This is a genomic window from Halomonas sp. A3H3 (genome assembly GCF_000982975.1).
GTDB lineage: Bacteria > Pseudomonadota > Gammaproteobacteria > Pseudomonadales > Halomonadaceae > Vreelandella > Vreelandella titanicae.
Map to the genome: position 1 here is coordinate 3,339,230 of NZ_HG423343.1, position 17,252 is coordinate 3,356,481.

Sequence of the window (17,252 nt, forward strand, 5' to 3'; positions counted from 1 at the left end):
GAACGGCGGGCTTTTTTATGGGGACTATTGTTGAAGACGATGTGTGCCGCGCTTAATTGGGTATCTGCCGGGCTTTATAAATGCGGCGAGCCAGTAGTAGCAATTCCAGGGTGGCGATCAGAATCAGGCTATAACCGAGTAGTTCGACGACTTCTTCAGCAACACTCTTAAAGGTTCCTGAATAGCTGTCTTCAAGAACGGCTTGCCAGAACTCTTGCCGCCCATACAGGCGCGAAAATATATAAGTGGTCAGCACGCCTGCCGTAAACAAACCAAAGGCGAAGGTGTTGCTGTAATGAGCGAACTCTGCAAGAAAACGTTGGCGCTGCTTCACCACCCAAAAAAGCGATGGGAGAATAATCAGTGCAACGAGTACCTTCCAGGTGTTATCAGCCACATAGTTATCTAAAAAGTGATCCTGTTCGCGTACCAGGGAGGCGGCCACAAATGCTAGCAGCAGCAGTGTAACGGTGGGCCACACTTTAAGTACATGACGAATGTAAATCAGCATTGCACAGCAGGTGGCTAGCACCAGCGTTTGGGTAAATTCGGTAAAACCCAGCTCAGAAAAGCGTACTGAGGGGAGATAGAGCGCTTCTAAATAGGCACCTTGGGTAATCGCACCGATAAACAGTACGTACAGTACTGCACGTACTAAAATGGTTTGAAATCCGATAGGCCAGGCAGGGGGGGGAGACATACCGACATCCTTTGTGGGTAAGCAGCGTAGCTACTACACAATTTTGCAATGACATGTGCATATAAAAACATGCAGGGTTGAATGTTCATTATATCGTCACAGTTATGTGTTGGCACGTCGATATTGCGGTTAATCACTCGACGTTTGGTCATCGGCGCTGCAAAGTGTCCCATAGGCAGGTAATAACAGTGTTGTGAGGCGTAATAGACATGGCTATTAGTGTGTTTGATCTTTTTCGAATTGGCATCGGGCCATCGAGTTCCCATACTGTGGGCCCGATGCGCGCGTCGCGAGATTTTGCCTTGGCGCTTGGCGATACCCGCGTTACCCGACTGGTGGTAAGGCTTCATGGGTCACTTGCCGCCACCGGAGTGGGCCACGGTACCGATCAAGCCGTCATCATGGGACTGATGGGCGAAGCACCAGAAAGTATCGATCCAGACACGATTACGTCGCGGTTAAAACAACTTGCCGAAGGCGAGCCGCTGTTGTTGGCCAATGGCCAACAGATCGCTTTTGACGCTCATAACGATGTCGAATGGGATGAGGCCTGTTTGCCGTTCCATCCCAATGCCATGGTGCTGAGCGCCTATTGTGATGACGCGCTAGTGGCGACCAATACGTTTTACTCCCTCGGCGGCGGTTTTTATGTCGATCAAGCGAAGGCTGATCAAGGCGAGGTCGGTGAAGATGCTACTGAACTGACTTACCCCTTCAATACGGCGGCCGAACTACTCGCACTATGCCGGCAGCATCAACTGCGTATTAGCCAGCTTATGTTAGAAAACGAGAAAGCCTGGCGTAGCGAATCGGCCATCCGTGAAGAGCTGCTGACCATCTGGCACGCTATGAGCGATAGCATTGAGAATGGCCTACGCGCGACAGGCCATTTGCCCGGTGGATTAAATGTGCGCCGCCGTGCGCAGCTGCTCCACCAGCAGTTGCTTCATCCACCGGAAAATCAGCGTCTGATTGTGTCGAGTTTTACCGTAATGGATTGGGTTAACGTGTTTGCGTTGGCAGTAAATGAAGAGAACGCCGCCGGGCGGCGGATGGTCACTGCGCCGACCAACGGCGCAGCGGGCATCGTGCCCGCCGTATTAGCGTACTACTTGAAGTTTGAGCCCGATACTAGCGAAGCTGATGTGGTGGATTTTCTGCTTACCGCCGGGGCCGTAGGCATTTTATGCAAAAAGAACGCCTCCATTTCTGGTGCTGAAGTGGGCTGTCAGGGCGAAGTTGGCTCCGCTTGTGCTATGGCGGCCGCAGGGCTTGCCGAAGTGCTAGGTGGCTCACCTGGGCAGGTGGAAAACGCCGCTGAGATCGGCTTGGAGCATAACCTCGGTTTGACCTGCGACCCGGTCGGCGGACTTGTTCAAGTGCCCTGCATTGAGCGCAATGCGATCGCCTCCGTCAAAGCTATAAACGCTGCACGAATGGCGCTGCACGGCGATGGAGAGCACTTTATATCGCTGGATAAAGTGATCCGTACCATGCGCGATACTGGTCGTGACATGCAAGACAAATACAAAGAGACCTCCAAGGGCGGGCTAGCCGTCAATGCCATCGAGTGCTAGGCCATCAAGTGCTAGGCCAGCGGATTAGGAGGCAGTAAGCTGTCAATATTGGTGACTAGGTAGTCGACCAGCTGGCGGATTTTGGGCGACAGGTGACGGTGGCGAGGGTATACCGCCCAGACAGCGGTATCGTGGTGCTGAAAAGGCTCAAGCACGGCCACCAGCTCACCGCTGGCCAAGTAGGGCGCTACGTAATAGTCGGGCAGTTGTGCAAGGCCGAGCCCTTTAAGTGCGGCATCTAATAAAGCAGGGCCAGAATTACCGCTCCAGCGCCCTTCTACGCGCACCTCGCGTCGTTGACCGTTGACTTCAAACAGCCAGTTGGGCCGTGAGCCAATCAAGCAGCGGTGCTGGCTAAGCTCGCTCAACGTATGCGGGCGTGGCGCTTGGCGAAAGTAGCTGTGTGAGCCGACGATATACTCGCGGCGGTCGCATAACCGTCTGGCGATCAGGCTGGAATCCTTTAATACGCCCATCCGAATGGCAATATCGTAGCCCTCTTCAATGAGTTCTACTGGTCGGTTAGTGAAGTGCATGTGAACATCCAGCTGCGGATGCAAACACTGAAAGTCATTCACCAGTGGGGCGATAAAGCGCTCGCCAAAGGTCGTGGCCGAGGTCAGTTTAAGTAGCCCGCTAGGCTTGGCCTGGAGTTCGCTAAGCGCCTGCTCGGCATCCCGCAGCCCATCAAATAGATGGCGGCAGTGTTCCACGTAGGTAGTCCCCGCGTCGGTTAAGCGAATTTGACGGGTGGTGCGATATAGCAACTGAACACCTAGCTGATTTTCGAGCTGGCTGACCAAACGGCTGATATGCGAGGTCGATACCTTCAGGTGGCGGGCCGCAGCAGAGAACGTGCCTAAACGCACCACCTCGACAAAGGCTTCGATACGGCTCCAGTGCTGCATGCTAACTCCCTGGGTTGATAGTAATTGTTGCTGTGTGGCAATAATCTTATGAGTGTATCCCGGTTTATCAAGAGCGCCTAGCTGGCCTACACTGCTAGCATCGCTAGCCTATCAATGGAGCCTTGTGCTTATGTCTATATCTTTATCTCAGTGGTCTCGCGGTGCGCTAGCAGTGGCCGTGGGCGCTGGCTGGGCAGTTAGTGCTCAGGCAGAGCTACCCGCCCAGCAGCAGGAGCAGGCGCCAGGCTGGTTTCGCATGATGGTTGGGGAGTATGAGGTAACCGCGCTGTACGATGGCCATACGGCTATTGATACCTCCTTGTTAAAAGGCATGGAGCAAGAAGAGATTCTCCGCCACTTGGATGCGCTATTTATCGATGCAGAGAGTGGCATGCAAACTGCGGTCAATGCCTTTCTTATTCACACTGGCGAGAACCTTGTGCTGGTTGATGCCGGCTCAGCTGCCTGCTTTGGCCCCTCGTTAGGTCAGGTGGAGAGTAACCTGCGCGCTTCTGGCTACTCGCCGGAGGATGTCGACACGGTGCTGATGACCCATCTGCATCCTGACCACGTGTGTGGTTTGGCCAATGAGGAGGGCGAAGCGGTTTATCCCAATGCTGAGCTGCGAGCGAGTCAAGCCGATGCCGATTTTTGGCTGGATGAAGAGCGTGCGGCTGCGGCGCCTGAAGCCAATCAACCCTTCTTTACCATGGCTCAAGAGGCGGTAGCGCCTTATCAGGAAGCTGACCGTTTCAACCCTTTTACGGCCGGTGATGAAGTGCTGATGGGTATCGTTGCCCAAGATACCCATGGCCACACCGCCGGACACTCAAGCTTTATGCTCAACAGCGATGATGACGCCATGCTGGTATGGGGTGATGTGGTGCACAGCTACGGTGTTCAATTTGCTGACCCTACTGTGGCCATTGAGTTTGATTCTGACCCCGAGCAGGCCATTCGCACCCGGGAAAGCGTGCTCGAAAGCGCGGTTGAAGATAAGCACTGGATAGCTGGTGCCCATATGCCTTTCCCTGGCATTGGTCATATCGTAGAGGATGAAGAGGGCTATCGCTGGCTGCCGATTGAGTTTGGCCCAGTGGCAGTTGACGAGTAACGGCTTAGTGTCTGTTGTTGAAGTAATGAACATTTAGGAGTCAATATGAAATCACGCGCAGCTGTTGCACTGGAAGCGGGTAAGCCGCTTGAACTGGTTGAGATCGATGTTGAAGGCCCGAAGGCGGGGGAAGTGCTGGTTAAAATGGCCGCGACAAGCGTTTGCCATACCGATGCTTACACGCTCTCCGGTGCTGATCCCGAAGGTAACTTCCCTGCCGTGTTGGGCCATGAAGGTGCCGGCGTTGTACAGGAAGTCGGCGAGGGCGTTACCAGCCTTAAGCCAGGCGACCATGTTATTCCGCTTTACACCGCTGAGTGTGGAAAGTGTAAATTCTGTTTGTCGGGCAAAACCAACCTGTGTGGCAGCGTGCGTGCTACCCAAGGTAAAGGGGTCATGCCTGACGGTACCTCGCGTTTTTCACTCGAGGGCAAAATACTTCATCACTATATGGGCACCTCCACGTTCAGCGAGTACACCGTGTTGCCTGAAGTCTCCCTAGCGGTGGTTTCTAAAGAAGCACCCATGGATAAAATCTGCCTACTGGGCTGCGGCGTGACCACCGGCATCGGTGCAGTGCTGAATACCGCAAAAGTAGAGCCGGGCGCCACGGTGGCGGTGTTTGGTCTCGGAGCTATCGGTTTGGCCGTCATTCAAGGCGCGGTAATGGCCAAGGCGGGGCGTATTATTGCTATCGACGTCAACGCTGATAAATTTGAGCTGGCCAAGCAGTTTGGCGCCACTGATTTTGTGAACCCCAAAGAGTACTCAGATCCAATCCAGCAGGTCATTGTCGATTTGACCGATGGCGGCGTTGACTACTCCTTTGAGTGTATCGGCAACGTCAATGTGATGCGCTCAGCGCTGGAGTGCTGCCACAAAGGCTGGGGTGAATCGATCATCATTGGTGTTGCTGGAGCCGGTGAAGAGATCTCCACACGGCCATTCCAGTTGGTCACCGGGCGGGTCTGGAAAGGCTCCGCCTTTGGTGGCGTAAAAGGACGCAGCGAGCTGCCGGGCTACGTTGATCGTTATATGAACGGCGAAATCAATATCGACGATTTCATTACCCACGATATGCCGTTCGAAAAGATCAATGAAGCGTTTGAGTTACTGCATGCGGGCAAGAGCATTCGTACAGTGCTGCATTACTAAGGTCTGCACAACTAAGTGTCAGAGCAGGTTTCCGTGAGGGCGCTGTGAACCCATCCGTGGGCGCTACTTTTGACATCTGACCGCCATGGATGGCGGAAATGCCGGAATTGTCGGGAATATTTTCCGGCCCTGTCAAAAGACCCTCACTCCAACCTGCCCTGACACTGCGTTATCGGGAGCTTTATAGACAGTCATTTGCCCTGTGCATTACTAGGCCTAGCATTATTAAGTAGTATAGGAAGCACGTTTGAAACGCTAAAACGCGGTAGGGTAGACCTGCCGCGTTTGCTGCATTTAAAGGAACCTGCCCATGAGCATGAGTGAAACTCTAGAACTGGTGTCTGCCAACCGTAGTTTCGGTGGCTGGCATAAGCGCTACCGCCACTACTCCCGTGCGCTGGATTGCGACATGATCTTCGCCGTTTACTTGCCGCCCCAAGCGGAAAACGAGCGCGTACCGCTGCTGTGGTGGCTCTCGGGGCTGACCTGTAATGACGAAAATTTCATGCAGAAAGCGGGCGCTCACCGTATTGCCGCTGAGCTGGGCGTGGCGATTGTTTGCCCTGATACCAGCCCACGGGGCACCGACTTGCCCGGCGAGCATGAAAGCTATGATTTAGGCTCTGGGGCTGGGTTTTACGTCAATGCCACCGAGTCACCCTGGAAGCCCCACTATCGCATGTACGACTATGTGATTGAGGAGTTGCCTTCTGTAGTGCGTCAGCACTTCCCGGTCAATGGGCGCGAATCGATTAGCGGACACTCGATGGGTGGGCACGGAGCATTGATCCTGGCGCTGCGTCATCCAGGTCGTTTCCGCTCTGTGTCGGCCTTCTCACCGGTGGTGAACCCGATGAACTGCCCTTGGGGGCAGCAGGCGTTTAACGCCTACTTGGGGGACGATCAGTCCCGCTGGCGTCAGTACGATGCCTGTGAGCTGGTGGCCAACGGCGCATCACGCCAGAGGCTGTTTATCGACCAGGGCGAAGCGGATCAATTCCTGGAAGAGCAGCTTCAGCCAGAGCGTTTAGAAGCCGTTTGCGAAGAGCATGATCATCCGTTAACGCTGCGCCGCCAGCCGGGCTACGATCACAGTTACTTCTTCATTGCCTCGTTCATCGAGGATCATCTGCGCTATCATGCAGATCACCTCATGAAGCGTTAAGGATAACGGGATGCTCAATCGCTTGCTGCGCCGTTTTATGCGTCTGCTATGGAGGATTGTATGGCGCGGCGTTTTAGCGTTTGTACTGTTGTCGGTCGCGCTGGTCTTGTTGTTTCGGGTCGTTCCACCACCGGGATCGATGGTGATGGTCGAGCGCAAAATTCAGAGCTGGATCCACAGCGATCCGATTCGTATACAGCGCGAGTGGCGAGGTTGGGACTCGCTCTCGGTGAACGCTAAGCTGGCAGTGATTGCCGCGGAGGATCAGCGCTTTCCACATCACGGCGGGTTTGATCTGGTCGAACTGCGCCGCGCATTGCAGGCTAGCCGGGACGGCGGACGACTGCGCGGTGCCAGTACCTTGAGCCAACAAACGGCTAAAAACGTTTTTCTGTGGACAGGTCGCAGCTGGACGCGGAAGGGGCTAGAAGCGTGGTTTACGCTACTGATCGAGATACTCTGGAGCAAGCAGCGTATTTTAGAGGTCTATCTCAACGTCGCCGAGTGGGATCGCGGTGTGTTTGGCCTAGAAGCCGCTGCTCAGCACTATTTTGGCGTTTCTTCAGCTTCGTTAACTGAGCGCCAGGCAAGTCTTCTCGCGGCTATCTTACCCAGCCCCCTGACGCGCAGCGCCGCACGCCCCGATGCCCAGGTTGAGCGGCGAAGCCAGTGGATTCGCCAGCAGATGCGTAACTTAGGTGGGGCTGATTATTTGCAACATCTATAGCTATTTTTAGCCACGCTAGCCGTATTTAGCGACGTCAATTTTCCCAGTGCCTCTAGATTGGGATAGGAGAAGTAATAACCTATGCTGCATGGGAATAAAAGGTACCGGAGAATCGCAACGGTTACAGTGTCCGTTCACCCTGGCGCAGTGGTGTTGTGCTGACATGTTTAGCCAAGCCCTGGAATAAAATTATCGACCATTATAAAAATCGGGTCATCGTCTAATCGCCTTAGGGCCGGGTTTCCGTATCACCATCACTACCCCAGTGATGGCCACCAACATACCCACAAGCCCTAACAAGGGAAGGCGTTCGTCAAAGAGCCACCACGCCTGAAGCGCCGTGACTGGCGGCACAAGATAAAAAAGACTCGCTACACGCGAGGCTTCTCCCTTTTTAATCAAGGCCATGAGTAACAGAATAGCGGCAATTGAGAGAATCAACACCAACCAGCCCAGGGTCAGCACAAAGGTGCTGCTCCACTCCACTTGGCGCGTCTCAAAAAGCAGGGCACCAACGCCTAGCAGAGCGCCTGCTGCCAAATACTGAATAACCGCCCCGGAAAGCAGCGGCATGCTGGTGCAGTATCTTTTCTGATAGAGCGTACCCAGCGAAATCCCCACTAACGCGGCGGTGACACACAGCAGAGCACTAATCCCGAAGCCGTCAAACAGCGACTCACCCAGCTCAAGCTTACTGCCGAGGACTAAACTGATACCTATCAGGCCCAGCGCTAGCCCTGTCCATTGGCGCCAAGAGAGCTGCTCACCCAGCAGTGGGCCAGCGAAGGCGGCGGTCAGAAGTGGCTGCAGCCCCACCAGTAAGGCCGCTAAACCGGCGGGCATGCCCAGGTAAATGCCATAGAAGACGCCACCTAAGTAAGCACCATGGACTAGAAAGCCTGATATGGCGATATGTGTCCATAGCCTGGGTGATGAGGGCCAAGGTATCCGCATCACGACGACCAGCGGAGTCAGTAGCAGTAGCGTGAGTACAAAGCGAATAAACAGAAACGTAAAAGGTTCTGCGTAAGGCAGGCCGAACTTCGCACCAATAAAGCCAGTGCTCCAAAGCAGAACAAAAAGTGCGGGCATGGCAGCAAGCCCTGCTGAAGATAAGTCGTTTTTATGTAACTTTCTGAATATGCTAGACATATTATTTCCGAGGTGGCGTGTTTAATTCGTCTTTTAGATACGTTTGGTTCTTTTTGTTACTAACTTTTACATAAAAGATTGAACCTGCTTGAGCATGGCGCGTCACAGAGGGCACATACACAACGCAATATTGAGGTTTCTTCTATGCAACGTATGACTGCTCTGTTCTCCGCTGCCCTGCTCGCGACCGGTTTGATGACGGCCACCGCCCACGCCCAGGAAGAGCAACAAGGCGCTGCACAAGATCCAATGGCAACCCAGCAAGCTCCTGCCCAGGATTTTTCTGACGACCAGCTCCAGCAGTTTGCCGATGCTTCTCAAGAAATTGCGGTTATTTCTCAGGAATATACCCAGCGTCTGCAGGAAGCGGAAGATGAATCAGCGCAACAGGAAGTGCGTACCGAAGCTAACGACCGCATGATCGAAGTGGTCGAAGACAGCGGCCTAGATGTTGATACTTTCAACGCTATTGGTCAATCCATTCAGCAAGATCCGGAAATGATGCAGCGTGTGCAGGAAATGGCTAACCAGTCATAAGTCATACTGCTAAAAGTGGCTGATGTGTTTTTGCTAATTGGGTCTGGCTAATATAGCAACCTTTATTTAGCAACGTTAATATTAGTATGGTTTCGGCCACCAAAGCCCGGTGCATAACTGCACCGGGCTTTTTTTGTGAGCCGATTGGCCTACGGTTAGTTTTATTATCCTTAGTGGGGTTTACCTAACTTAGCCTTCCCGCCACACTTTAGATTATGCGTTGATTATCCAGCCTATTGACCGGCAACACCAAGGAGTCCCCGTATGGATGTCGAACTGTTAGAAATACGCCAACATATGGGACGGTTTCCCCCTTTTGATGGGCTGTCGGATGATCTCCTTGATGCCATTGCTGAGCAGGTGGAAGTGAGCTACTTCAAAACAGGTAGCAGCATATTAACGCTTAACGAGATGCTCAATGATCTTTGCTATATCCGCAGTGGCGCTGTGGAGGTTTATCGTAGTCAGGGCGAGCTGTATAACCGCCTGGGCGAAGGCGATATTTTCGGTCACTTCAGCCTCTTGCGTAACCATAAGGTGCGTTTCCCAGCCCAGGCGATCGAAGATACCCTGATCTATTTTATTCCCAAGGCGGTCTTCCTGCGATTGTGCGAGGAGGATGACCATTTTGCGGATTTTGTCGAGTTGGAGCGACCGCGGCTTGAGAGCGCTGCCGAGCAGCAAAAGAAATCCAACGACATGATGGTGACGCGGATACGCAAGCTGCTAACCCGCTATCCAGTAATGGTGGAAACGTCTACCAGCGTTCAGCACGCCGCGCAGCAAATGAGCGAGGCTCAAGCCTCCGCCCTGCTGGTAATAAAAGAGGGGAGCGATAACCCTCGCTACAGTTTTAAAGATAGCGAAGGCCAAACTTGGCAGATGTGCGGTATTTTAACCGATAGTGATTTTCGTACCCGCATTGTGGCCGAGGGGCTATCGCCACAAACCTCCGTCGGTGAAGTGATTTCCTCGCGGCTAATTACTATCCAGTCTGACGCCTCTGTTTATGAAGCGATGCTGACGATGTTGCGCAGTAACGTGCATCACCTGCCTGTGCTCTATCGTCAGCGCCCTGTGGGCGTAGTGCATCTCTCCGACATTATTCGCTACGAGACCCACAGTGGTCTCTATCTGGTCAGCAATATTTTTAATCAGTCCAGCGCCCAGGGGCTGGCACGCTTGGCGCCGGATGTGAGCGCGGCGTTTGTGCGTATGGTGCAAGAGGGCGCTAACTCGCAGATGGTGGGTAGCGCCCTTTCCACGATCGGACGCAGCTTTACTCGACGGTTGCTGGAAATGGCTGAAGCTGAACTTGGCCCCCCGCCGGTGCCTTATTGTTTTATGGTGAATGGCTCAATGGCCCGCAATGAGCAGAGCATCGTCACTGACCAGGATAATGCGCTGATCCTCTCCGACGAGTTTAATTCCGAAGAGCATGACGACTACTTTTACGCCCTGGCAAAAATTGTCAGCGATGGCTTAGATGCCTGCGGTTACACCTACTGCAAAGGTGACGTTATGGCGACCAACGTTCAGTGGCGTCAGCCGCTCAGCGTTTGGAAGGGGTATTTTCAGGATTGGATGGCCAATCCCACGCCTGAACGGCTGCTGCACAGCTCGATTTTCTTTGACCTGGATAGTTGCTATGGCGAAGACCTTTATGTGGAAACGCTGCAAGATTTGATTGCCGAGACAGCGCCAAAATCACCGCTGTTTTTAGCTGCCATGGCGCGCAATGCCTTAAACCGTACGCCACCGCTAGGGTTTTTCCGTACCTTTGTGATGGAGCAAGATGGCAAGCACAACAACTCGATCAACTTGAAGCGCCGGGGAACTGCGCCGATGGTGGATTTGGTGCGTATTCACGCTTTGGCCTGCGGTTCCAAAGCGCAGAACTCCTTTCAGCGCTTGAATGACATCAGTAAGACCCAACTATTGGCGACCGGCATGAGCGACAAGCTAAGTTATGCGTTTGAGTTTTTATGCATGTCGCGGATTCGCCATCAAATGATTGACCTACAAGAGGATCGCCTGCCGGATAACAATATCGAGCCCGAAAACGTGGCGGACAGCGAACGCCACACCCTGAAAGACGCCTTCCAGGTGCTTAGCAACGCGCAAAAATTCCTCAAGTTCCGCTATCCCATGCCTGCACAACGGCAGGGGCGCTAAGATGCGCGGTATACGTCCACGTCAAAAAATCGTCCAGGCCGATTGGAAGGGCTATATGGCCCAACGAGCGCAACAAGCGAAAAATCCTGCCCTTCAGCAATTCTTTGGTACGCCGTTGCCTGATCCTGAAACGCCCATTTCTGAGGTGCCCATGGTGGCGCTGGATATGGAAACCACTGGGCTGGATGAGAGGCGCCATGCGATTGTTAGTATTGGCCTCGTGCCCTTCACGTTAAATCGTATCAAATTGGCTGAGCGGCGCTATTGGGTAGTGAACCCTTCGCGGCCGCTAGCAGAAGCCTCAATTACCTACCACCACATTACCCATTCAGAGATCGCCCAGGCGCCGGACTTAGATGCGATACTGGACGAACTGCTGGCCCAGCTAGCAGGTCGCCTAGTGGTCGTTCATTTTCGCAATATTGAACGGCCCTTTTTGAATGCAGCTGTCAAAGCCCGACGTGGGGAAGGGGTGCTGTTTCCGATGATTGATACCATGTCGCTGGAAGCGCGGATGCACCGCCAAACCCTATGGGCGCGGTTCCGCCGCTGGCTGGGTCGCCCACCGGTTTCCATCCGTATGCATGCGAGTCGTGAGCGCTATGGCTTGCCCCCTTATCAAGGACATCATGCCCTAGTGGATGCATTGGCCACCGCAGAGCTATTGCAGGCGCAAATAGCCACCCATTATCGACCTGAAACGCCATTGAAAGATATTTGGTGTTGATGCTTAGCTGTCGACATACCAACAAAAACGGGCAACCCATTGGGTTGCCCGTTTACTAGCTAAATTTGAACAGTACCAGCAAGCTTTAAACTTATGATTGGTTTAAAACCATGGTCGGTTCAAAGCATCGCTAGACGGCTTTAGGTTCGCTCATCAACCCCTTGATAATGGCATAGCAGGCCACTAGCAGAATGATGGTGAACGGGAAGCCGGTAGAAACAGCCATGGTTTGCAGCGCTGTCAGGCCACCGCCTAGCAGTAGCGCAATGGCAATCGCGCCTTCGATGATCGCCCAGAAAACGCGCTGTGGCGTCGGTGCATCGACCTTACCGCCAGCGGTGATGGAGTCAATCACCAACGAGCCAGAGTCAGACGACGTCACGAAGAACACGATGACTAGCACAATGGCTACGAATGAGGTGATTTGTGATAACGGCAGCTGCTCGAGCATTATGAATAGCTGCAGATCAACGCCTGCATCGCGAACGGCCTCAATGCCTTGGCTGACGTACTGATCAATGGCTGTGCCACCAAACGTGGTCATCCATAGTACTGATACAGTGGACGGCACCAGCATCACCGAGACCAGAAATTCACGCACTGTACGACCGCGGGATACCCGCGCAATAAACATACCGACATACGGAGACCAGGAGATCCACCAGGCCCAGTAGAAGGCTGTCCAGCCCTGGCTGAAGTTGGCATCTTCACGACCAAAAGGATTCGATAACGCAGGTAGATGAACCGCATAGTTCCAAAGGTTTTCAAAGAAGCCCGTGGCAATCATCAGGGTAGGGCCAACAGCAATCACAAAGAAAAGTAGCATTGCCGCAAGAATAATATTGATTTTGGAGAGCAGCTGTACGCCCTTATCAACGCCTGCCACGATTGAGCCGATGGCGATCATCGTAATACCGATGATCAACAGGATCATGGTGATATCACTTTCCGGCGCACCAAACAGGTAAGTGAGGCCTGCTGCTGCTTGGGTTGCCCCTAAACCAAGGGACGTAGCCAAACCAAATAAAGTGGCAAACACTGCCAAAATATCAATCACGTGGCCTGGCCAGCCCCATACGCGCTCACCCAAAAGGGGGTAGAACACTGAACGCATGGATAGCGGTAGGCCCTTATTGAAAGAGAACAGCGCCAGGGAAAGCGCGACCACCGCGTAAATCGCCCAGGGGTGCAGGCCCCAGTGGAAGATGGTTGCGGCCATAGCTAACGCTTCAGCACCGGCAGCATTGCCTTCCGCACCCGCAAGCGGCGCCCAACTGCCACCGTCAAATGAAGTGCCAAAGTGTGTCAGCGGTTCGTTAACACCGAAGAACATTAGGCCAATGCCCATGCCCGCGGCGAACAGCATTGAAAACCAACCCATATAGGTAAAATCAGGCTTGGCATCGGCGCCACCAATGCGGATTTTACCTAGAGGAGAGAAGATCAGACCAATACACAAGATGACGAATATATTCGCCGCTAAAATAAAGAACCACGCAAGGTTGCCGGTCAAAAAACCAAAAATAGCATCATAAATAGGCGCAATCGTACGCAATCGTATCTTGCAGCGCCAGGGTTAGCACCACAAACAGCAGCACGATGATTGCCGAAATGCTAAACACCTTGCCGTGCAGGTCAAGATTGAGACCCATGGTGTTAGTAGTGATGTTGTCTTGGCCGATGACATAATCGGTATCGATCAGGTTAGCCGGACCGTCTGGGGCGGGTATGCCCTCAGAGGCGGGCTCTTTAGGGGGGCGTTTATCGTCGTGGTTATCCACAGGAACCTCTCTATTTCGATCAAGAAGTGTCGATCAAAAGGGTGAACAGAAACCAAAATGTGGTCATCAACCCACATTGCATGGTGCGCGCTTAGGTGCTCACAGTAGCAAATCTATTATGAGAGTATTCAACGTAATGTGAACCTTGGCGCTTAAACAGTACTTAATAGCAGGGCTTAAAACAGTTCTTAAAACGACAACAGAGGGCCACCCGCCCCCTGCTACCGTAACTGCTTGGCTCGTTTAGCTATCGAGCCACTCTGTGACTACGTCTTGGTTATCTTCAACCCACTGCTTCGCGTTCTCATAGGGGTCGCTGCCATCTTCCTGGTTCATCAGCATGACTTCGCCCATCTGCTCTGGCGTCCACTCGAAAGCATCGAGAATGGCATAAGCTTCTGGCATGTCATCTTCCAGGCCTTGGCGAACTGCGGTGTGAATCTGCTCTGCACCGCCATAGACGTTTTCAGGGTCTTCTAGATATTTGAGATCAAAGCGGGCAAACATCCAGTGGGGCGTCCAGCCAGTAACAACGACATCTTCCTCGTTATTAATTGCACTCGACAGTGCCGCTGTCATGGTGGCACCGCTGCCACTACGCAGATTCAGCTCAAGGTCATAGGTATCCACAACCTCTTCGGTGAGGCTCATTAAGCCTGCACCGGGGTCAATACCGATGATCTCGCCGTTAAAGCTGTCGGCGTTATCGTTAAGATCTGCAATCGAGTCGACGTCGGTATACTCTGGAACCACAAGGCCCAGCTTGGTGCCATCCAGGTTGGGGCCAAGGTCTTCAATACTATCGCCCAGGCGTTCCATGTAATCGGCGTGAGTGGTTGGCAGCCAAGCAGCGACAATGGCATCCGCATCGCCAGTGGAGAGCGCCTGGAACATAGCCGCCGCTGAGAGTGAGGTTAGCTCGACGTCATAGCCCGCTTGCTCAAGTACTGCAGCGACCACGTTAGTTGAAGCGACTTCGGAAGACCACTCTACGTAGGCCAGGTTAACCATGCCTTTCTCTTCTTCAGCCTGCGCCGCGCTGCTGACGGTCACACCAGCACCTGCTAGCAGTGCCAGCGAAGCAAGACGGATACGGAGGTTCAATGTGCGATGTTTCATTCACTTTCTCCCTTGTGTATTAAAATATAAATGTACTGGTTATTAACGTGCATGATGCTTAACGAGCACGGTTGCTGCAAAACACAGCATGGTAAGCAAAGAGCGACTTAGCAAGCTAATGGCTCAACGCAGCCGCTTCTGCTGTTTTACTCTATCGCGCGTTTTCGCTATTGCCGGGTTTTTCTAAGCGATTGCGTCAGGCGGTCAAGCAGCATGGCCAGGATGACCACCGCGATGCCTGCTTCAAAGCCGTCGCCAGGGCGCAAGCGTTGAATTGCGCGCCATACTTCGCTGCCCAAACCATCTGCACCAATCATGGCGGCGATGACTACCATGGAGAGAGCGAGCATTATCGTTTGATTGATACCTGCCATTACTGTGGGCAGTGATAGCGGTAGCTGCACTTTGAATAGCTTTTGACCACGGGTAGCGCCGTAGGCATCGGCGGCCTCAATCAGCTCCACCGGTACTTGACGAATACCCAGGGTGGTAAAGCGAATGGCCGGGGGCATCGAGAAGATCACCGTGGCAAAAATCGCCGACACCGAGCCAATACCGAAAAATGGAATAGCCGGGATCAAATAGACGAATGCTGGCATGGTCTGCATAAAGTCGAGAATTGGCATAATGACCCGGTAAAGCCGGTTAGACAGCGCCGCGGCAATACCCACAGGTAACGCGATGACGACTGCCACCATGGTAGCGAACACTACCAGCGTGAGCGTTTCAATCATCGGGTTCCAGAGCCCCAGGTTCCAGATCAGTGCCAAGCCCGCAGCAGCGCCTATGGCTAGGCGAGTGCCCGCCAGCTTCCAGCAGAGCAGGGCGATCAAGCCAAGCAGCGCCCACTCGGGTAACCACATCAAGCCGTCATTTAAAACATCGATACCGGTTTGAGTGAAACGAGAGATGCCGCGGGTAACCAAAGAGTATTCGCTGGTCAACCAAGTCAGGCCGCCTTCAATCCAATCACCTAGCGGGATGCGTGGGATATCCATTATTGCTCTCCTGCTCGTGCCAGTTCGTCGAGTACTGCGCCTTTAACCACCACGCCTAGCAGTTGCTCTTGCTTATCAATAACGGCGATAGGGAAACTCTTTTCACTAAACATGGCAAACAGGTTATGCAGTGGCTCATCCATGGGGACTTTGCGGAAATCCTGGGTTAAGTAGGGAATAATCGAATCGGCACTCTCTTCAATGGCCCGGCTGGCGGCATCGGCCTCGAGTAGCCCGATAAGGCGGCGGTTGCGATCAACCACATAAATAGAGTCGATAGCATGGTCGCGCATGCGGTGTAGCGCCGTGCGTGGGCCATCGCTTTCCCGAGCGGTGGAGCGCAGTGGCCGCATGGCGCTCTCGGCGGTCAAGATACGTGCCCGGTCAACGCCTTCGATAAAGCGACGCACGTAGTCATCCGCAGGCTTGGTCAGAATCTCTTCCGGCGTGCCGATCTGCACCACTTCGCCATCTTTCAGCAACACGATACGGTCGCCAATGTTGAGCGCCTCATCCAGATCGTGGGTGATGAAGACCGTGGTTTTTTGCATTTTGGATTGCAGCTGCAAAAGCTCTTGCTGCATGTCTTTGCGAATTAGCGGGTCAAGTGCTGAGAAAGCTTCATCCATTAACAGTACGGTGGCATCGTTTGCCAGAGCACGGGCGAGGCCAACGCGCTGCTGCATACCGCCGGAAAGTTGATTCGGGTAGGCGTCTTCCCAGCCCTCCAGGCCCACTTGCTTAAGCGCATCATGGGCAATTTTATGGCGCTCTGTTTTCTCTACGCCGCGAATTTCCAAACCGAACTCGGCATTTTGCTGCACAGTGCGGTGGGGAAATAGCGCGAAATTTTGAAATACCATAGAGAAGTGACGGCGGCGGCACTCCAGTAACGCTTTCTCTTTTAGCGTCGGGATGTTTTCGCCGTCGATAATGATCTCACCTTCGGTGGTCTCAATTAGACGGTTAAGACAACGGATCAAGGTCGATTTGCCTGACCCCGAGAGTCCCATGATGACCAGCAGTTCGCCTTCATAGACATCAAACGAAATATTGGATAGCCCCAGCGTCTGGCCGGATTTCTCCAGAATTTCGGGGCGCTTCATTCCTTGATCACGTAGCTCAATGGCTTTTTGTGGGTGCTTACCAAAGACTTTGCTTAATCCGCGCACTTTAATTTTGACGGGTCGTGTCTCGTCCATCGGCGATGCCTTTTTGTTGAGCTGAATGGGCGTGTGTCGTTATTGCGCCATTCATAAAGAAATAAGAGCTTGAGTCGGATAATTTATTAAAAATTATTATACATAGGTGGGGCCTGTGTGTCACAACGGCTCGCTCAACGGGGCAATTAACGCTACATGTGTCATTTTTTACCCACTCGCGCGGGCTGCCTATAAGTACATAATGGCATTGCTAA

At 53.2% G+C, this 17,252-nt stretch carries 14 protein-coding genes and 1 pseudogene; 8 read left to right on the plus strand and 7 right to left on the minus strand.

Annotated elements, in window-relative coordinates; translation table 11 throughout:
* Window positions 1-52 precede the first annotated feature (52 nt).
* Complete coding sequence (locus HALA3H3_RS14875) at window positions 53-700, minus strand: hypothetical protein (protein WP_022522383.1); 648 nt, start codon at window positions 698-700, stop codon at window positions 53-55.
* A gap of 209 nt (window positions 701-909) precedes the next feature.
* Between HALA3H3_RS14875 and HALA3H3_RS14880 the strand changes: the two genes are divergently transcribed.
* On the plus strand, window positions 910-2,277 hold the full coding sequence (locus HALA3H3_RS14880) for an L-serine ammonia-lyase (protein ID WP_022522385.1): 1,368 nt from the start codon (window positions 910-912) through the stop codon (window positions 2,275-2,277).
* Between the two features lie 11 nt (window positions 2,278-2,288).
* Here the strand turns inward: HALA3H3_RS14880 and HALA3H3_RS14885 are convergent, their stop codons facing one another.
* Window positions 2,289-3,185: a LysR family transcriptional regulator gene (locus HALA3H3_RS14885; protein ID WP_022522386.1), complete on the minus strand. Its 897-nt coding sequence runs from the start codon at window positions 3,183-3,185 to the stop codon at window positions 2,289-2,291.
* 130 nt (window positions 3,186-3,315) lie between these two features.
* Between HALA3H3_RS14885 and HALA3H3_RS14890 the strand changes: the two genes are divergently transcribed.
* From HALA3H3_RS14890 to mtgA, 4 genes are all read left to right on the plus strand, one after another.
* On the plus strand, window positions 3,316-4,299 hold the full coding sequence (locus tag HALA3H3_RS14890) for an MBL fold metallo-hydrolase (RefSeq protein WP_022522387.1): 984 nt from the start codon (window positions 3,316-3,318) through the stop codon (window positions 4,297-4,299).
* A 45-nt stretch (window positions 4,300-4,344) separates the two neighbouring features.
* The gene (locus HALA3H3_RS14895) at window positions 4,345-5,454 is read left to right on the plus strand and encodes an S-(hydroxymethyl)glutathione dehydrogenase/class III alcohol dehydrogenase (RefSeq protein ID WP_022522388.1); all 1,110 of its coding nucleotides are present in this window, start codon (window positions 4,345-4,347) and stop codon (window positions 5,452-5,454) included.
* 310 nt (window positions 5,455-5,764) lie between these two features.
* Window positions 5,765-6,619 (plus strand): S-formylglutathione hydrolase, encoded by an 855-nt coding sequence (gene fghA / locus HALA3H3_RS14900; protein ID WP_009288687.1) that lies wholly within the window; start codon window positions 5,765-5,767, stop codon window positions 6,617-6,619.
* Between the two features lie 10 nt (window positions 6,620-6,629).
* Window positions 6,630-7,346 carry a monofunctional biosynthetic peptidoglycan transglycosylase gene (gene mtgA / locus HALA3H3_RS14905; protein WP_009288686.1) on the plus strand — a complete coding sequence of 239 codons (717 nt, stop codon included), beginning with the start codon at window positions 6,630-6,632 and terminating at the stop codon, window positions 7,344-7,346.
* A gap of 213 nt (window positions 7,347-7,559) precedes the next feature.
* Here mtgA and HALA3H3_RS14910 read toward each other — a convergent pair whose 3' ends face one another.
* Window positions 7,560-8,498, minus strand: coding sequence for a DMT family transporter (locus tag HALA3H3_RS14910; protein WP_053857002.1), 939 nt, complete (start codon window positions 8,496-8,498; stop codon window positions 7,560-7,562).
* Between the two features lie 144 nt (window positions 8,499-8,642).
* Here HALA3H3_RS14910 and HALA3H3_RS14915 point away from each other — a divergent pair, with 144 nt between their 5' ends.
* The 3 genes from HALA3H3_RS14915 to HALA3H3_RS14925 all read left to right on the plus strand — a co-directional run bounded on the left by HALA3H3_RS14915 (window position 8,643) and on the right by HALA3H3_RS14925 (window position 11,937).
* Window positions 8,643-9,035, plus strand: a complete 393-nt coding sequence (locus HALA3H3_RS14915; protein ID WP_022522390.1) for a DUF4168 domain-containing protein — start codon at window positions 8,643-8,645, stop codon at window positions 9,033-9,035.
* 264 nt (window positions 9,036-9,299) lie between these two features.
* Complete coding sequence (locus HALA3H3_RS14920; protein ID WP_022522391.1) at window positions 9,300-11,210, plus strand: DUF294 nucleotidyltransferase-like domain-containing protein; 1,911 nt, start codon at window positions 9,300-9,302, stop codon at window positions 11,208-11,210.
* Between the two features lies 1 nt (window position 11,211).
* Window positions 11,212-11,937: a 3'-5' exonuclease gene (locus tag HALA3H3_RS14925; RefSeq protein WP_022522392.1), complete on the plus strand. Its 726-nt coding sequence runs from the start codon at window positions 11,212-11,214 to the stop codon at window positions 11,935-11,937.
* A 130-nt stretch (window positions 11,938-12,067) separates the two neighbouring features.
* On the opposite strand, the pseudogene HALA3H3_RS14930 reads toward HALA3H3_RS14925, so the two are convergent.
* The 4 genes and pseudogenes from HALA3H3_RS14930 to HALA3H3_RS14945 all read right to left on the minus strand — a co-directional run bounded on the left by HALA3H3_RS14930 (window position 12,068) and on the right by HALA3H3_RS14945 (window position 17,037).
* Window positions 12,068-13,718 (minus strand): annotated as a pseudogene (locus HALA3H3_RS14930) (BCCT family transporter).
* Between the two features lie 243 nt (window positions 13,719-13,961).
* The gene (locus HALA3H3_RS14935) at window positions 13,962-14,837 is read right to left on the minus strand and encodes a glycine betaine ABC transporter substrate-binding protein (RefSeq protein WP_022522395.1); all 876 of its coding nucleotides are present in this window, start codon (window positions 14,835-14,837) and stop codon (window positions 13,962-13,964) included.
* A gap of 167 nt (window positions 14,838-15,004) precedes the next feature.
* Window positions 15,005-15,835 carry an ABC transporter permease gene (locus tag HALA3H3_RS14940; RefSeq protein ID WP_009288360.1) on the minus strand — a complete coding sequence of 277 codons (831 nt, stop codon included), beginning with the start codon at window positions 15,833-15,835 and terminating at the stop codon, window positions 15,005-15,007.
* On the minus strand, window positions 15,835-17,037 hold the full coding sequence (locus tag HALA3H3_RS14945; RefSeq protein WP_022522396.1) for a quaternary amine ABC transporter ATP-binding protein: 1,203 nt from the start codon (window positions 17,035-17,037) through the stop codon (window positions 15,835-15,837). Before HALA3H3_RS14945 ends, HALA3H3_RS14940 begins: the two co-directional genes overlap by 1 nt.
* Window positions 17,038-17,252: the final 215 nt, after the last annotated feature.